At 59.4% G+C, this 15,468-nt stretch carries 13 protein-coding genes, 1 tRNA gene and 2 pseudogenes; 10 read left to right on the forward strand and 6 right to left on the reverse strand.

Translation table 11 applies throughout. The features are described 5' to 3' along the window. Window positions 1-260: 260 nt before the first annotated feature. Both J3R84_RS07220 and J3R84_RS07225 read right to left on the reverse strand, forming a co-directional pair. A complete protein-coding gene (locus J3R84_RS07220; RefSeq protein WP_025427055.1) occupies window positions 261-551 on the reverse strand; it encodes a DUF4242 domain-containing protein in 291 nt (96 codons plus the stop codon). Window positions 552-1,224: 673 nt separating this feature from the next. Continuing rightward, window positions 1,225-1,314 (reverse strand) — tRNA-Ser (locus J3R84_RS07225). A 276-nt stretch (window positions 1,315-1,590) separates the two neighbouring features. On the opposite strand from J3R84_RS07225, the gene J3R84_RS07230 reads away from it, so the two are divergent. From J3R84_RS07230 to J3R84_RS07245, 4 genes are all read left to right on the forward strand, one after another. After that, on the forward strand, window positions 1,591-2,622 hold the full coding sequence (locus tag J3R84_RS07230) for a septal ring lytic transglycosylase RlpA family protein (RefSeq protein WP_025427056.1): 1,032 nt from the start codon (window positions 1,591-1,593) through the stop codon (window positions 2,620-2,622). A gap of 60 nt (window positions 2,623-2,682) precedes the next feature. Then, window positions 2,683-3,843 carry a D-alanyl-D-alanine carboxypeptidase family protein gene (locus tag J3R84_RS07235; protein WP_025427057.1) on the forward strand — a complete coding sequence of 387 codons (1,161 nt, stop codon included), beginning with the start codon at window positions 2,683-2,685 and terminating at the stop codon, window positions 3,841-3,843. Window positions 3,844-3,923: 80 nt separating this feature from the next. Further along, the gene (gene tmk, locus J3R84_RS07240) at window positions 3,924-4,604 is read left to right on the forward strand and encodes a dTMP kinase (RefSeq protein ID WP_038576098.1); all 681 of its coding nucleotides are present in this window, start codon (window positions 3,924-3,926) and stop codon (window positions 4,602-4,604) included. After that, complete coding sequence (locus J3R84_RS07245) at window positions 4,601-5,632, forward strand: DNA polymerase III subunit delta' (RefSeq protein ID WP_025427058.1); 1,032 nt, start codon at window positions 4,601-4,603, stop codon at window positions 5,630-5,632. Before tmk ends, J3R84_RS07245 begins: the two co-directional genes overlap by 4 nt. Here the strand turns inward: J3R84_RS07245 and J3R84_RS07250 are convergent. Further along, window positions 5,627-5,932: a pyrophosphohydrolase domain-containing protein gene (locus tag J3R84_RS07250; RefSeq protein WP_057214155.1), complete on the reverse strand. Its 306-nt coding sequence runs from the start codon at window positions 5,930-5,932 to the stop codon at window positions 5,627-5,629. The two genes, J3R84_RS07245 and J3R84_RS07250, sit on opposite strands and share 6 nt — an antisense overlap. A gap of 179 nt (window positions 5,933-6,111) precedes the next feature. Here J3R84_RS07250 and metG point away from each other — a divergent pair, with 179 nt between their 5' ends. Genes metG through J3R84_RS07265 form a run of 3 tightly spaced genes read left to right on the forward strand, consistent with a single transcriptional unit; the run spans window position 6,112 to window position 9,295 of the window. Next, window positions 6,112-7,662 carry a methionine--tRNA ligase gene (metG, locus tag J3R84_RS07255; protein ID WP_025427060.1) on the forward strand — a complete coding sequence of 517 codons (1,551 nt, stop codon included), beginning with the start codon at window positions 6,112-6,114 and terminating at the stop codon, window positions 7,660-7,662. 15 nt (window positions 7,663-7,677) lie between these two features. After that, window positions 7,678-8,457 (forward strand): TatD family hydrolase, encoded by a 780-nt coding sequence (locus tag J3R84_RS07260; protein WP_025427061.1) that lies wholly within the window; start codon window positions 7,678-7,680, stop codon window positions 8,455-8,457. A 1-nt stretch (window position 8,458) separates the two neighbouring features. Beyond that, window positions 8,459-9,295 (forward strand): MBL fold metallo-hydrolase, encoded by an 837-nt coding sequence (locus J3R84_RS07265; protein ID WP_057210388.1) that lies wholly within the window; start codon window positions 8,459-8,461, stop codon window positions 9,293-9,295. 33 nt (window positions 9,296-9,328) lie between these two features. Here the strand turns inward: J3R84_RS07265 and J3R84_RS07270 are convergent, their stop codons facing one another. Beyond that, entirely contained in the window at window positions 9,329-10,276 is a 948-nt protein-coding gene (locus J3R84_RS07270; RefSeq protein WP_025427063.1) for a phosphoribosylaminoimidazolesuccinocarboxamide synthase, read from the reverse strand. Between the two features lie 231 nt (window positions 10,277-10,507). On the opposite strand from J3R84_RS07270, the gene J3R84_RS07275 reads away from it, so the two are divergent. After that, on the forward strand, window positions 10,508-11,509 hold the full coding sequence (locus tag J3R84_RS07275) for an IS30 family transposase (RefSeq protein WP_025428792.1): 1,002 nt from the start codon (window positions 10,508-10,510) through the stop codon (window positions 11,507-11,509). Window positions 11,510-11,634: 125 nt separating this feature from the next. Then, window positions 11,635-12,123 (forward strand): annotated as a pseudogene (locus J3R84_RS07280) (helix-turn-helix domain-containing protein); the annotation flags it as partial. A 298-nt stretch (window positions 12,124-12,421) separates the two neighbouring features. On the opposite strand, the gene J3R84_RS07285 reads toward J3R84_RS07280, so the two are convergent. Then, the gene (locus J3R84_RS07285; RefSeq protein ID WP_113569836.1) at window positions 12,422-13,453 is read right to left on the reverse strand and encodes an IS110 family RNA-guided transposase; all 1,032 of its coding nucleotides are present in this window, start codon (window positions 13,451-13,453) and stop codon (window positions 12,422-12,424) included. A 109-nt stretch (window positions 13,454-13,562) separates the two neighbouring features. Here J3R84_RS07285 and J3R84_RS07290 point away from each other — a divergent pair. Further along, window positions 13,563-14,528 (forward strand): annotated as a pseudogene (locus tag J3R84_RS07290) (ISNCY family transposase); the annotation flags it as partial. On the opposite strand, the gene J3R84_RS07295 reads toward J3R84_RS07290, so the two are convergent. Then, the gene (locus tag J3R84_RS07295) at window positions 14,515-15,252 is read right to left on the reverse strand and encodes a hypothetical protein (protein ID WP_207932893.1); all 738 of its coding nucleotides are present in this window, start codon (window positions 15,250-15,252) and stop codon (window positions 14,515-14,517) included. The pseudogene J3R84_RS07290 and the gene J3R84_RS07295 overlap by 14 nt on opposite strands. Window positions 15,253-15,468 lie beyond the last annotated feature (216 nt).

The following is a 15,468-nucleotide window of genomic DNA, read 5'->3' on the forward strand; positions in this document are numbered from 1 at the left end:
CCGAAAGGCCGGAAGCGTGACTGTCCCTCGATCATCACCTGCATCTCAATGGTCCGTTCTCTCCTGGGACGCGGCTGCTTTCATGCCACCTCCTTGGAAGGTGTGCCGGGGAACCCTGCATGGGCGCCGAATGCCGGCAAACCAGCCTGCATTGATACCGCCGTAAGTCAATGACGGTGCCGGTGGATCACTGTTTTGCCGGCGTTGCGTCGCGCATTCGTGCCCGGTGTCCGGGCACTGCGATGATAACGTCGCTTCGGTCACTTACCGTTGCGCCCCTGGGATGCTGTCGCAGGCCCTATGACGGCAGCAACTTCGGTTATCTTGTTCGCCGGAAATCCGGCGCGTTCCGAATGTTCGCGAATGACGTCGGCGCTTGATGCCTCGTGGACGCAGTAAATCTTGTCGCCGGCGACATAACTGGTGATCCATGTATATGGTACGCCAAGATCGGCGACGACAGCATTGGATTTTGCCGATAATGCGCAAAGGTCGTCCTGGTTGAGCTTGTCGGCCCCTGGGACGTCGCGTTCAATGATGTAGGTGGGCATCGTTCAGTTCCTCGGTTGTTGGAGGACTGAATATCAAGAATATCTAATATAATTGAAGTCAATACTTTCCACCGGTGATGCGGCGATTCACGACGATTTCCCTGGAAGTATAGGATCAAGCAGCGGAAGGGGCTCCACCGGGACTGGCGTCCGATCAAACGATGGGCGCCTGTATCGCCCCGCGATCACAATATCTCGCGGCCAATAGCTCTATGCGACTGAAATCGCGCGGCCGGGGATGGGAGCGCGCGATGCGCTCCGTCCGACACGCGTATACTAGCGCAAGTTAGTAGCTGAGCCGGAAACCGCCGGGACTCGCCGCAGACGGATCGGGTACAGGTGTTGGACCTTGCCACTGCGCATAGGTCGTGTTGCTGCCGCCGGTGCTTGCGCATCCGGCAAGCGCAAGAAGCGCGAGAAAAGCGGCTGTCGTCAAATATTTAAGAGGCATGGTTTTCTCTAGTTCTGGGAGATCGCCCAGGGCTCGATGGGCCGGAATCAGACTTTCCCTCAAATTATCTGGGATGGCAAGCGGGTCGAGCCACCGCCTTGCAAGCGCCGTCAATGCTGCGGCTATGATCGGGGAATACTCGCAAAACTTGTATGCGTTCGCCGCCAAAGCATTCACTTGGCGACCGAGCGCAATAATGGGTGGCGAAAAATGAGACAGCCATGGCGGAGGAGGTGGGATTCGAACCCACGGTGCGCTTTCACGCACGCCGGTTTTCAAGACCGGTGCCTTAAACCGCTCGGCCACTCCTCCGGGCAGGGCGTTATTGCGCGAAGCCTTGCTGCTTTGCAAGATTTAACATGCGTGGGCGGAAAGATTTTCTTGGCGCATCCGCTGCCCATTTTGTCCGGGTAACCATTCGTAAACCATAACTGGAGATTTCGAGCCGTCAGCCATTCGTCGGTTCGCAATTTTGCCTTGTTGCTGTCATGATTAATCGACTGTTCCGTTTCGGGACGCCGAGATTTCCGCTGGGGGCACGAGTGGAAGGTTTCGAGTACGGCTTATTCGAATGATGTTGTGGGACAGATGACATCCAGTAAAAATGCGGCATATCTGATCAAGGGACTGCGCCTTGCGGCGGTCCCTGTGCTTTGCGCAACGCTTGCGGCTTGCGGATCGACGTCCAGTATCAAGAAGAGCAAGTCGAGAAGCAAAGAATACTTTGCTGAGTCCGTTTATGGCGTGAAGGCGAGCCCCCGTGTCGCTACCGGCAAGAATATTCCGAAGGGCGGCGGCCGCTTTCAGGTCGGCAAAGCCTATCAGGTCAAGGGCAAGTGGTACCAGCCGAAGGAAGATTTCGGTTACAACAAGACCGGTGTCGCGTCCTGGTACGGCTCGGCCTTTCATGGTCGCCTGACGGCCAATGGCGAAGTCTACGACAAGCTTCATCTGTCCGCCGCGCATCCGACCTTTCCGCTGCCGAGCTATGCGCGTGTCACCAACACCGAAAACGGCACTTCCGTCATCGTTCGTGTGAACGATCGCGGTCCCTATGAATATGGCCGCATCATCGACGTTTCGTCGAAGACAGCCGATTTGCTCGATATCAAGCAGAAGGGCAGTGCCAAGGTTCGGGTGCAATATGTCGGCCGCGCACCGCTTGAAGGCAACGACATGCCCTATCTCATGGCGTCCTATGTCACGAAGGGCGACCGCAGTCCGGGCGTCATGCCGGAGGGCCAGATCGCAACCGGCGTGATGGTCGCCTCGAATGAGCCGATGCGCAACCAGTTGGGAACGCTGGTCATTCCGCCGAAATCGTCCCTTGATACCGCCGGTACGGTAACGGCGTTGGCTGCACCTGTCCCGCAATTTGCAGCACCGCCGTCGCTGAGCGAGTTCGTCATGCTTCCGGAAATCGGGCCGATCCCGCGCGAGCGACCGGAATACATTCCGATGCCTGACGGCAACATGGCCTATGCGGCCGCCTATGTGGAAGTGCGGGTAAGCGATGCGGAATCGCCGTTTGAAGCGATCATGGTCGAGACCAATCCGCTTACGCCTGAATCCATCGTTGCCCATGCGAAGCGCCAAGGCAGAACCGGTTCGCTCAGGTAACCTGGGGCGTTGTACCATTCTGATGACGCTGCTATGCCCAATGGGAAACCGGAGTTTCCCATGCGCTTGATGATGCTTACGGTCACGTTCGGCCTTGCGGCGTTGCTCGCGAGTGCGGCAGCGGCTCAGACGCCGCCGGTGGCGTTTGACACCAAGGCAAAGCAGATCCTGCTGGTGGATGCCGAAACCGGCACCGTTCTGTTTTCCCGCGCCGAGAACGAACCGGTTCCGCCCGCCTCTCTTGCCAAGTTGATGACGATGGAAGTGGTGGCCGAGGCCATCGCCAAGGGTGAGCTTTCGGCCGAAACGGCCTTCGACGTTTCCGAACACGCGTGGCGCACGGGCGGCGCCCCATCCGGCACTTCGACGATGTTTGCTGCGCTGAAGTCGCGCATTCGCGTGGCCGATCTGTTGCAAGGGGTGGCCGTTCAGCTTGCCAATGATGCCTGCATCATCCTCGGAGAGGGGATGGCCGGTAGCGAAACCGCCTTTGCCGAAAAGATGACGGCCCGCGCTCGCGAACTCGGCATGCCTATCGCCACGTTCGGTAACGCCACAGGTCTGCCGGATCCCCAGAACCGGATCACTATGACCGAACTGGTGACGCTGACCCGTCATCTGCACGAGGCGCACCCCGATCTCTATCGGCTCTACGCCCAGCCTGAGTTCGAGTGGAACAAGATCCTTCAGCGCAACAAGAACCCGTTGATCGCGGCCAAACTCGGGGTCGATGGTGTCGCCACGGGTTTTGCCGAAGGCTACGGTTTTTCGCTGGCCGCATCGATGCAGCGTGGCGACCGGCGTGTCTATCTCGCGATGGGCGGGCTCGATACCGATAAGGAGCGTACGGAGGAAAGCCGCAAGGTGCTTGACTGGGCGATGACGGCGTTCGAAAAGCGGCGAATTTTTGCTGATGGCGAGGCGATCGGCGAGGCCAGTATCTACGGCGGTGCGGCCTCCCATGTCGCGCTTGTCGCTGGTGGGCCGGTTGATGTGCTGCTGCCGGTCAACAACCCGGAACGCCTGACGGCCCGTGTCGTCTACAAATGGCCGTTGCGCGCTCCCGTGGAAGCCGGCGCCGAGGTCGGTGTCGTCCGACTGTGGAACGGCGAAAAGCTGCTACGCGAGGTTCCGGTCAAGACGGCGGGAGCAGTGGGCCAAGGGACACTGGCGAGCCGCGCGCTCGACGCTCTGCAGGAACTCTTCTTCTTCTGGCTGTAACAAAACCGGTTCTGGCGGTTTCATCGGGTGGGCCAATCGGCTAAACAGAGCCAAATCGCATGCCGATATAGGAAAGCATTGTGCCGCTGGCAAAAGGTCTGTTTGTAACATTCGAGGGCGGGGAAGGGGCCGGCAAATCGACCCAGTTGCGCCTGCTCGCCGATTCTCTGCGCGCGCTCGGCCACAAGGTGCTGACGACGCGCGAGCCGGGCGGATCGGTCGGGGCCGAAGCGGTGCGCCATGTGCTGCTTTCGGGGGCGGCCGAAGCCTTCGGCGTCCGAATGGAAGCCATTCTGTTTGCTGCGGCGCGCAGCGATCATGTCGAAGAGGTCATCCGGCCGGCGCTGACTGGGGGAACGATCGTGCTTTGCGACCGTTTCATGGACTCGTCGCGCGTCTACCAGGGCATCACCGGCAATCTGGAGCCGGCCTTTGTCGAGACGCTGGAGCGGGTTGCCATCAATGGCGTAGTCCCGGACCGGACCGTGATTTTCGATCTGCCGGCGACTATCGGTCTCGAGCGCGCCCAACGCCGCGCCGGCGATGACAGCCCGGATCGTTTCGAGAAGGAAGAGCTTGAGACGCATGAAAAGCGCCGCGAGGCCTTCCTCGATATCGCACGGGCGGATCCGGACAGGTGCCGGGTTATCGATGCGACGCAATCCGCCGAGGCGATTGCCGCAGAGGTGCTCGGCCTGCTAGAGAGCTTGCTTGCGAACGCTGAAGTCTCCGGGCCTTCGAATGCGGGGTCCGCACCATGACGTCGGAAGCGCCAGGTGTACTTGAAGGGGCAATCGCGCCGGTCCAGAACGACCGGCTGTTTGGTCATGAGCAGGCGGAAGCGTTTCTGGCCCAGAGCTACCGTTCGGGCAAGGGACACCACGCCATTCTGATCGAAGGGCCGGAGGGTATCGGTAAGGCGACGCTTGCGTTTCGCTTCGCCAGCCACATCCTCAATCACCCGGATCCCGCGACTGCGCCCGAAAGGCTTGAGGATCCCGACCCGGCCTCGATCGTCGGCCGGCAATTGGCCTCCGGCGCATCGCACAATCTTCTGCATCTGACGCGGCCGGTCGACGAGAAGACGGGCAGGGTCAAGGGTGCCATCACCGTCGACGAGGTGCGAAGGGCCGGCAAGTTCTTTTCGCAGACATCCGGCACCGGCAACTGGCGCATCGTCATCATCGACCCGGCCGACGATCTCAACCGGAACGCCGCCAACGCCATCCTGAAAATTCTCGAGGAACCGCCGCGTCGGTCGCTGTTCCTGGTGCTGACCCACGCGCCGGGTAAGCTATTACCAACCATCCGTTCGCGCTGCCTGCCGCTGCGGCTGAAGCCGTTGGAGCCTTTGGCGCTGCGCCAGGCGCTCGGTCATCTCGGCTTCGATCTTGAGAGCGAAAATGCCGCGCGCGTTCTGGCCGCTGCCAATGGCAGCGTGGCGGAGGCGCTGAAGCTCATCAACTACGGCGGTCTGGAAATCACCGCGACCTTCGAGGCGATCCTCGCGGGGCAAGGGCCGGGGATCCGCAAGGACATGCACAAACTTGCCGACGTGCTTTCGGCCAAGGACAGCGAAACGATCTTCGATTTCTTCACGTCGCTGCTGACAGGCCGGCTGATGCGCGAAGCCCGCGATGCGGCCGTTGCCGGCGACATCATGCGCGCCGAGCGTTTCGCCCGGCTTTCGGCCACGACCGGGGAACGCCTCACCATCAGCGACGCCTATAATCTCGATCGCAAGCAAACCATTCTTTCGCTGCTGGACGACGTCAAGGCGGCGCTATAGCTGGACCTGAAACTTCCATTTGCGCTTGATCGCAGCGACCAGATCCAGGTCGTGATGGTGGGCGAAAAGCAGCACGTGACCCAGCAGATCTGCGGCCTCGTCCGCCATATCGGTCTGGATCTCGTCCTCTGATTTTCCATGCCGCCTGCCGCGGCCGGTGTGCTTGTTCCAGGCCTGGGTCAGTTCGCCGATTTCCTCCTGCATCTTGAGCATGAACCAATCTGCATCCCGCTCGATGCCGTTGTCTTCGGCGTAGTGGGCCGATGCCGCTTCGAATTGACGTTCAAGCTGGCGCAACATGACGATCCCTTCGCGTTTGTTTCCTATTTGTTCTATTGTTTCGTTTGCGTCCACACAAGCGGGAATGGATGTCGATCAGCGGCTTCGGTGCGGGCTTTTCTGCCATCTCCCGGTTCCTTCCGCGCGGCGTATGCGCTAAGAGCGTCGGTAGCTTTATCCGAGATAGATTGAATCCGCTTATGAGAGACACGTCCCCCTTTTACATCACCACCGCGATTTCCTACCCGAACGGCAAGCCGCATATCGGCCACGCGTATGAGTTGATCGCAACGGATGCAATGGCGCGCTACCAGCGCCTGGACGGACGCGACGTATTCTTCCTGACGGGCACGGACGAACACGGCCAGAAGATGCAGCAGACGGCGCGCCGCGAAGGCGTGACGCCTCAGGAACTCGCCGACCGGAACTCCTCGGAATTCCAGAAGATGGCGGTTCTCCTGAACGCGTCGAATGACGACTTCATCCGCACCACCGAGAAGCGCCACCACGAGGCGTCGCAGGACATCTGGAACCGCATGGGCGAGGCGGGCGACCTCTACAAGGATTCCTACGCCGGCTGGTACTCCGTGCGCGACGAAGCCTATTACCAGGAGAACGAGACCGAGCTGCGCGCCGACGGCGTGCGTTACGGTCCGCAGGGCACGCCGGTCGAATGGGTCGAGGAGCAGAGCTACTTCTTCAAGCTGTCGGAGTATCAGGACAAGCTGCTGAAGCACTACGAAGAGAACCCTGACTTCATCGGCCCGGCTGAGCGCCGCAACGAAGTGATCTCCTTCGTGAAGTCAGGCCTCAAGGACCTGTCTGTTTCGCGCACCACCTTCGATTGGGGCATCAAGGTGCCGAACGATCCTGGTCATGTCATGTATGTCTGGGTCGACGCGCTCACCAACTACATCACCGCGACCGGCTATCTCGACAATCCGCAGGGACCGCGGGCGAAATTCTGGCCGGCGAACATCCATATCATCGGCAAGGACATCATCCGCTTTCACGCGGTCTACTGGCCCGCTTTCCTGATGTCGGCCGGCCTGCCGCTGCCCAAGCGCGTCTTCGCCCACGGCTTCCTGCTCAACAAGGGCGAGAAGATGTCGAAGTCGCTCGGCAACGTCGTCGATCCGTTCAATCTCGTCGAGCATTTCGGTCTCGACCAGATCCGCTACTTCTTCCTGCGCGAGGTTTCCTTCGGCCAGGACGGAAGCTACAGCGAGGAGGGGATTGCAACCCGCATCAACTCCGACCTTGCCAATGGCATCGGCAACTTGGCGAGCCGTTCGTTGTCGATGATCGTCAAGAATTGCGATGGCCATATTCCTGTCTGCGGTGCGTTGACCGACGAAGACAAGGCGATGTTGGCGGCCGCCGATGCGCTGCTCGAGATCACCCGCGACGAGATGGGCAAGCAGATGATCCACCGCGCGCTTGCGGCGATCATTGCGGTCGTTTCGGAGACCGATCGCTATTTCGCCGGCCAGGAGCCTTGGGCCCTGAAAAAGACCGATCCGGCGCGTATGGCAACCGTGCTCTACGTCACCGCCGAGGTCGTTCGCCAGATTGCCGTCCTGTTGCAGCCCTTCATGCCGGAATCGTCAGGAAAACTGCTCGACCTGGTGGCAGCCCCAGCCGACAAGCGCGACTTTGCGGCACTCGGCGAGACCGGCCGTCTTGTCTCCGGAACGCCGCTTGAAGCGCCGAAGCCGGTCTTCCCACGCTATGTCGCCCCGGAAGCGTAATAAGGCACGATCAGCATGCTTATCGATACGCATTGCCATCTGGATTTTCCCGACTTCGAGGCTGAGCGCGACGCTATCATCGAGCGCGCGCGCGCAGCAGGCGTCGGCCAGATGATCACGATCTCGACACGCGTGAAGCGGTTCGACACGATCCTTGCGATTGCGGAAGCTTATCCGAACGTCTTCTGTTCCGTCGGCACCCATCCGCACAACGCGGATGAAGAGCTTGATATCACTGCAGACGATCTCATCCGGCTTTCGGCCCACCCGAAGGTGGTGGCGATCGGCGAGGCGGGTCTCGATTATTTCTACGACAACGCGCCGCGCGACGCTCAGGCCGAGGGTCTGCGCCGGCATATCGCTGCGGCGCGCGAAACCGGTTTGCCGCTCGTCATTCATAGCCGTTCGGCAGACGACGACATGGCGGCGATCCTGACCGAAGAGACAGGGAAGGGCGCCTTCCCCTTCCTTCTGCATTGCTTCTCGTCGGGTCCGGATCTGGCGCGAATTGGCGTCGAGCTCGGCGGCTACGTGTCGTTCTCCGGCATCCTGACCTTCCCGAAATCGGAAGAACTGCGCGAGATCGCGAAGACGGTTCCGCATGATCGCATGATTGTTGAGACCGACGCACCTTATCTTGCGCCCAAGCCGTTTCGCGGCAAGCGCAACGAGCCTGCCTATGTGGCGCACACGGCCGATGTTCTGGCCGATACGATCGGTGTGACGAAGGACGAGATTGCAACGCATACGACGGAAAACGCTTTCCGCATCTTCTCCAAGATGCCGAGGCTCTAACGTGGCATTCAGGCGCGCTTTCACCATTCTCGGCTGTGGTTCGTCGCCTGGCGTGCCGCGTATCACCGGGGACTGGGGCGCCTGCGATCCCAAAAATCCGAAGAACCGCCGCATGCGCGCCGCTCTGCTGGTGGAGCAGATCGCGCCGGATGGCGGCAAGACGACTGTGGTCATCGATACCGGTCCGGATTTTCGCGCCCAGATGGTGGCGGCAAATGTCCGCCACATCGACGCGGTGCTCTATACCCATGCCCATGCGGACCATCTGCATGGCATCGATGACTTGCGCGGCTATGTCATTGAAAATAAGAAGAGAGTACCGATCTGGGCGGACGCTTTCACTATGGGCCGGATTCGCGAAGGGTTTCATTACTGCCTGGAATCGCCGCCCGGAAGCGGCTATCCGCCCATCGTCGACGCACATATCATCGCCGACGATCTTTCATCCGTGATCATAACAGGGGCAGGTGGCCCGATCACCTTCCAGCCCTTGATGCAGTTTCACGGCAATATCCACTCGCTCGGATTTCGCGTCGGCGATTTCGCCTATTGCAGCGATGTCAGCGACTTTCCGCCGGAAACGATCGCAAACCTTTATGGTCTCGAGCTTCTGGTGCTCGATACCCTCCAGTACAAATTTCATCCGAGCCATCTGTCGCTGGTGCAGTCACTTGGCTGGATCGATCGGCTTCGTCCGAAGAAAGCCGTTCTGACGCATATGCATGTGCCGCTCGACTACGACACCGTCCAAGGTGAAACGCCTGATCATGTCGAGCCGGCTTATGACCTGATGCGTCTCGAATTCGAAGTCGACGTCCCCGTGCTCGGAGACGCCTGAACTTCACGTGTTCGAAATATCTAATATTCAGGCCTATTTCGAAAAATACGGCGCCAGGTTCTTGCGGATGCGCTCCAGCACGGTGCCACCCGAAAGATTCGGAACGAAGGTGCGCCCGGTGATCTTCTCATAGGCTTCGATATAGACAGCTGACGTTTGCTCGACCAGTTCTCTCGGGATTTCCGGGACCGGATCCCTGTAGGGATCGCAGCGCTCGGTGACCCAGGCGCGCACGAAATCCTTGTCGAAGCTTTTCGGCCGCTCGCCGTTTTCAAAGCTCTGCTGATAGCTGTCGGCGATCCAGTATCGACTGCTGTCGGGCGTGTGGATCTCGTCGGCAAGGATGATGGTTCCATCCTTGTCGGTGCCGAACTCGTACTTCGTATCGACAAGGATCAGGCCACGTTCGGCGGCTCGCGCCTGGCCCCGCGCAAACAGCGCCAGCGCATAGCTCCACACGGTATCGAGCTGTTGCTTCGTCAGGAGGCCTTGCTCTAGAATTTCGTCTTCCGACAGCGGTTCATCATGGCCTCCGTCGAAGGCCTTGCTGGTGGGCGTGATGATTGCTTGCGGAAGCTTTTGATTGTCGCGCAGACCGTCGGGCAAACGAATGCCATACATGTCGCGCTCGCCGTTGCGATATTTCGTCAGGATCGACGTGCTGGTGGTGCCGGCGAGATAGCCGCGGACGACGATTTCGACCGGCAGGATGTCGAGCCGCTTGCCGATGACGACATTCGGGTCGGGATAACTGATCACATGGTTCGGGCAGATGTCGGCGGTTTCCTCGAACCAGTAGCGCGCCGTCTGCGTCAGCACGTGACCCTTGTGCGGAATGGACGTCAGGATGATGTCGAAGGCGCTCAGCCGGTCGGTCGCGATGATGATGCGTTCGCCGCCGGGCAGATCATAGTTTTCGCGCACTTTGCCATTGTAGCGGTTTGGCAGTTCTGGAATGAAAGCATCTGAAAGAACGCGCAATTCGCTCATCGCATCGGGCCTTGCAAAACGAGGTTTCGTGGCGAACGAATAAGCAGCCGCGAACGGCTGGGTCAAGCCAAGAGTAGGTGCAATACGCCCGGAAACGGGCATTTCGGCACATCTATATGTTCCATAATCTATCTTATCTGATTTTCTCGTGTAGCCGGGTACATTCTATTTTCAAGTGCGACATGCCAATGATTTCAATGGTTTCCCCTTGGAGATTTTGGGATGTCACGAAGCTATTCGCAGCTGAATCTGGCGGATCGCCGCCGCCTCTATCACTTTGTCGAACGCAAGGTGCCGATCAATGAAATGGCGCGCCAACTCGGTCGTCACCGTTCCACCATCTATCGCGAGATCAGGCGCAATACATTCCACGATCGCGAACTGCCCGAATACAGCGGCTACTTCCCAACGGTTGCCGACGACATCCGCAAAGAGCGGCGGCGGCGTTTGAGGAAGCTGATGCGGCACCCGCAATTGCGCGCACTGGTCATCGAGCAGCTGGAGGCGCTGTGGTCACCGGAACAGATCGCCGGTCGCCTGTTCGCCGATGGCGTGAGCGCCGTCCGCGTCTGCACCGAGACGATCTATCGCTTCATCTATGGCAAGGAAGATCAGGCGCTGGAGCTCTATCAGCATCTGCCAGAAGGCCGTCGCAAGCGCCGCCCGCGCCGCTCCCGCAAACCCCGCGACGGCTCGATCCCGTTGGACTGCAGGATCAGCCAACGCCCTGATTTCATTGCCGATCGGTCTCAGTTCGGCCACTGGGAGGGTGATCTGCTGATCTTCCGGCGCGACCTCGGTGAAGCCAATGTCACCTCGCTGGTCGAGCGCAAGAGCCGCTACACGGTGATGATCAAGAATGGCAGCCGTCACTCTCGTCCGCTCATCGACAAGATCATCGATGCCTTCTCACCGCTACCCGCCTTTGCCCGGCAGAGCTTCACCTTCGACCGTGGTACCGAGTTTCGCGGTTTCAAGGCTTTGGAAGATGGACTCGGCGCCAGGAGCTGGTTTTGCGATCCGAATTCACCGTGGCAGAAAGGCGCGGTCGAGAACACCAACAAGCGCATCCGTCGCTTTGTGCCGAGCGATACGGACCTGTCTGCCGTCAACCAGCCGCAACTGGTCGCCCTCGCCCACCATCTCAATTCACTGCCGAGGAAGTGCCTTGGTTACCGCACGCCCGCCGAAGTCTTCATGGCCCATTTGCGCGAAAGTGGCTAACCCTCTACGCTTCACACGTCATTGTTGCACTTGGATTAGATTCTCCACCGCAAAGTTGAAGTGTCCTGATCCTGCAAAGTAAGAATGTCACTCTCCCCGGGTTTTGATGACCTGGGAGATTGCGGATGGGATTGATTGCGATGAGCGAGCGTGACCTGCAGCGGATTGAGGTCTTGTCGAAAGTGATTGCCGGGCGGATGACGCTGGTGTCGGCGGCGCATGTGCTTGGCTTGAGTACCCGCCAGGTGCGTCGTCTGTTGGACCGGATCGGCGCTGGCGGTGCGGCGTCGATCCGGCACCAGGCGATCGGCCGGCCATCGAACAACCGGATCTGCGACGGCGTACGCGATTACGCCATGGCGATCGTGCGCGAGCGCTATGCGGACTTTGGTCCGACGCTGGCGGCCGAGAAGCTTGCGGAGCGTGATGGTCTGACGGTGTCGCGCGAGACCTTGCGCCAATGGATGTCGGAGGCCGGCCTGTGGCTGTCGCGCAAGCAGCGACGGACGTTCCATCAGCCGCGGCTGCGGCGCGAGGCCTACGGCGAGCTGGTTCAGATCGACGGTTCCGAGCATCGCTGGTTGTCTAATCGCACTCCATCCGTCAAGCTGGTTTGAGCACGCAATTCCCTTGCCGGCTTGCGAGAGAGGCAACACGGCTGGAACGGATTGAATGGACTGCCCTCACCGGCCATGTCCTTCAGAGCTATCCAGTGCTGGGAGCAGGGTTGTCTCCGCGGTCGACAAATGTCGCCGCACAATGGTCTTCGCAGGTGGGATCTTCCTAATGTTCGAAACGCAGTCTCAACGAGCTGCAGCCAGCGATAGCGGAATGATCCTGCCCACGTCCGCAGCAGGGACGCTCAGCACGCAAAGTTACATGGCGCGCTGAGGGACGAAGGCTGAGCGTCTCCTATATGGTCGCGCCAGCCGATGCGTTGAACACTTCTCCCGTCTTGAGCATGCTGTGCATGATGACCGCGAGTTTCCGGGCGACGGCCACAGCGGCCCGCTTGAAGCCAAGTCGCTCCCGCAGCTTAAGTCCCCAACTCTTGAGACTGCTCTCGGTCCTGGCACTGGTTCTCGTCAGCAGCGCTGTCGCCGCTTCATAAAGCAGCCCACGTAAACGATTGTCACCCCTTCGCGAGATATGGCCGTCACAATCGACTTCGCCTGATTGGTAGCGCCGGGTTGTCAACCCAAGCCAGGCGCCAACCGACCGCGACGTTCGAAAGTTTCCTGGGTCTTCAATTGCCGTAACGTAGGATACCGCCGTGACTGCGCCGATGCCCGGGATTGTCATCAACAGCTTCGTGGCTTCGCTCTCACGTGCCACTATCAGCAACTGGCGACCAAGATCGGCTGCGCGCTTGCGGATATCGTGCCACGCCTCCAAAAGAGGCAAGATAATCTTCGCAAGCTCGTTGTTCCCATCCAAAAGCTTCCGCACATCGCCATCAAACACTCGCCCCTTCGTTTTCGGGATGATCAGACCGAAGGTCTTCATCAGGCCGCGGATTTGATTGCCAAGTTGTGTCGAGATGTTCAGGAGTTGTTCGCGGGCAGCCACCAATGTGCGGGTCATCATAGCGTCAAACGACTTGACGCGAACCGCTTTGTAAAAGCCCGCTTCAGCGAGTTGCGCTAAACCATCCGCATCGTTGGCATCAGTTTTGTTGAGCGTCTCGTTCAGTACCTTTTGCGCGTGTCGCGCTTCAATGCAGATCGCCGGCAACCCCTCGCTCGTCAGCGCGTGATAGAACCACGTCGACAGCGGTCCCGTTTCGAATACCACGCGCTGGGCGCGCGGAGCTTTTTTGCGGATCATCTGTGCGAGAAGATTGGGATCCGAAGGACATTTCCCCCGCCAGATCCGCTTCCCGTCTTCCCGGATCGAGATTGCGGTGTCTTTCAATGAAACATCAAGCCCAATATATTGGTTCATGGTTGCCTCCATCCGATGTTTGGGCCCGGTTCCAATCGAGAGCCCGTTTTTTCATCCTATCGGGGGCAACCACCCTCGCCAGCCAAAAAGCCAGAGACGGTCGCGCCGCGATTACTCCATGTTCGAAGATCGCGGTGATCCATGTTCATTACTGGTGTTCATCGATGATGCGACCGGCAAGCTGATGCAGTTGCGGTTTGTACGATCGGAAAGTGCGTTCAGCTACTTCGAGGCGCTGGAACTCTATCTGAAGGCGCATGGTGCTCCAGTCGCCTTCTATTCCGACAAGCATTCGGTGTTCCGGGTTGCGAAGAAGGATGCCAAGGGCGGCCAGGGCATGACCCAGTTCGGGCGTGCACTTTGCGAGTTAAACATCGAGATTCTTTGCGCAAACTCGAGCCAGGCCAAGGGCCGCGTCGAGCGGATGAACCGGACGCTACAGGACCGGTTGATTAAGGATCTGCGCCTGGAGGGCGTCTGCGGCATGGACGACGGCAACGCTTTCCTGCCTCGGTTCATGGAGCGCTATAACCGCCAGTTTGCCATTACCCCTGCCAGATCTGATGATCTGCATCGGCCGCTGAACCTTGCCCCGGATCGGCTGCGCGACGTGCTATGCAAACGTGAGCAGCGTTATGTCGGTGCCCAGTTGACGTTTTCGTTCGAGCGCCAGCGGATCATGCTGGAAGAGAACGAGGTGACGCGCGGGCTGGTCGGTCGTTATGTCGAGACCTACGCGCTTGCCGACGGCAGGCTGGATGTGCGCTGGAAGGGGCATTCCCTACCGTACAGGGTGTTCGATAAGGACCAGCGGGTGACGCATGCGGCGATCACCGAGAACAAGCGGCTCGGTGAACTCCTGACCTACATCAAGGAACGTCAGGAGCAGCAGACGAAGCCGGCCGTGAAGACGAACAGCGAGAAGAACGGCTACGTTCGACGCGCGCGCGGCCCGGGACGTCGGAAGGATTTCATGAACGATCCTGCGGTCATTGCTCGGCGGCGACAGGCGCTTTCCCAGCAAAGTGCGCTGGAGCAAGGGCAACCCTACCCGGCACAGTTCAATGGAGAATAAACTCGGACTGCATGTCCGATTCCAGCTTTAAACAGGCAGCCCACAAGGGTGTCTTGTGGTAGGTTCCGTGCTGCCAAATGGTCAGTCCCTGGCGCTCTTCGTGCAGCAATCCCAGCCAGCACAGCGGGCGAATGATATCGTAGCGGAGCGCCGACCTTTCCTTCCAGGTTTCGACAGTCATTTCTGCTGGCTCCGGGTACGATTCACTCGGGTATAGCTCGTTCGCCAGTTCGTCGAACGAACAGCCTCTTTCTGCTTTCATATTGATAAGATTGAGAAAGACATGCCACCAACGCATCCGATTGTGGACAGCCTCCTGCGTCTGCCCGTGGTGGATATAAGCATAAAGGTAATCCGTCGCGATCAGATCGAAGAAGGCCTGCGGTCTCGCCAAAAAATCCTGGCCACGTTTTGTGGGCAGCAGGACGTCTTTTTTCCGGCGAAGAAGCTTTAGATGTCGGACCATATCCCGCACCACCCAGAGCGGCGGCATGTCGGCTTCATTGAGGACCTTATTCATCCTGTACAGGTCTTCGGACGTGTACCCGGGCCAATCGAAATGAACGGCGGCCCAGTGCACGAACTTGCGGTTCATCGCTCCCGACGTGGTAAGACCGATCCCTCCCTGGGTCTCGGCGTAGGAGACAGTCATGGCCATGCCGCGAAGCAGCGGCGACAGCGCGGCGACATCGACGTCACCCATCAGCCTGATTTCCGGAAGCATCGCGAGATCCTGGCCCTGTTCAGCTGCCTGCAACATCTACCAGGAACGCAATAATTGGAACTGAGAAAGCTAAAGCCGAAGGGGTGCCCTTCTACCGCCCCCTCCCTTCCCTTGCAACCCGGCCCAGCCGGTCCGGTCGGGGGCTTGCCTCAGCGCAAGCGGAGATGTCGAGTGTCGCATGTCTAAATGGCTGACGCCGCGCCCAAAGTGACATTT

Origin of the sequence: Ensifer canadensis, from assembly GCF_017488845.2 — a bacterium.
Taxonomy (GTDB): Bacteria; Pseudomonadota; Alphaproteobacteria; order Rhizobiales; family Rhizobiaceae; genus Ensifer; species Ensifer canadensis.

What these genes read in the sequence shown, in the direction of transcription:
- J3R84_RS07220 (WP_025427055.1), bottom strand. Translation starts at nt 551, where the DNA reads ATGCCCACCTACATCATTGAACGCGACGTCCCAGGGGCCGACAAGCTC.
- J3R84_RS07230 (WP_025427056.1), top strand. Translation starts at nt 1,591, where the DNA reads ATGACATCCAGTAAAAATGCGGCATATCTGATCAAGGGACTGCGCCTT.
- J3R84_RS07235 (WP_025427057.1), top strand. Translation starts at nt 2,683, where the DNA reads ATGCGCTTGATGATGCTTACGGTCACGTTCGGCCTTGCGGCGTTGCTC.
- J3R84_RS07245 (WP_025427058.1), top strand. Translation starts at nt 4,601, where the DNA reads ATGACGTCGGAAGCGCCAGGTGTACTTGAAGGGGCAATCGCGCCGGTC.
- J3R84_RS07250 (WP_057214155.1), bottom strand. Translation starts at nt 5,932, where the DNA reads ATGTTGCGCCAGCTTGAACGTCAATTCGAAGCGGCATCGGCCCACTAC.
- metG (WP_025427060.1), top strand. Translation starts at nt 6,112, where the DNA reads ATGAGAGACACGTCCCCCTTTTACATCACCACCGCGATTTCCTACCCG.
- J3R84_RS07260 (WP_025427061.1), top strand. Translation starts at nt 7,678, where the DNA reads ATGCTTATCGATACGCATTGCCATCTGGATTTTCCCGACTTCGAGGCT.
- J3R84_RS07275 (WP_025428792.1), top strand. Translation starts at nt 10,508, where the DNA reads ATGTCACGAAGCTATTCGCAGCTGAATCTGGCGGATCGCCGCCGCCTC.
- J3R84_RS07285 (WP_113569836.1), bottom strand. Translation starts at nt 13,453, where the DNA reads ATGAACCAATATATTGGGCTTGATGTTTCATTGAAAGACACCGCAATC.
- J3R84_RS07295 (WP_207932893.1), bottom strand. Translation starts at nt 15,252, where the DNA reads ATGCTTCCGGAAATCAGGCTGATGGGTGACGTCGATGTCGCCGCGCTG.